This window comes from Serratia sp. MMO-28, assembly GCF_037199905.1.
GTDB classification, from domain to species: domain Bacteria; phylum Pseudomonadota; class Gammaproteobacteria; order Enterobacterales; family Enterobacteriaceae; genus Chania; species Chania oryzae.
Window position 1 is genome coordinate 1 of record NZ_JBBCVB010000125.1, and the last position, 232, is coordinate 232.

Here is a 232-nt window from a genome sequence, read left to right on the forward strand (position 1 = left end):
GTGGATGCCTAGGCAGTCAGAGGCGATGAAGGGCGTGCTAATCTGCGAAAAGTGTCGGTAAGCTGATATGAAGCGTTACAACCGGCAATACCCGAATGGGGAAACCCAGTGTGATTCGTCACACTATCGTATGGTGAATACATAGCCATACGAGGCGAACCGGGGGAACTGAAACATCTAAGTACCCCGAGGAAAAGAAATCAACCGAGATTCCCCCAGTAGCGGCGAGCGA

1 rRNA gene is annotated in these 232 nt (G+C 51.7%); it reads left to right on the top strand.

The features are described 5' to 3' along the window. Positions 1-232: ribosomal RNA gene (locus tag WG891_RS26840) — 23S ribosomal RNA — on the top strand; the annotation flags it as partial.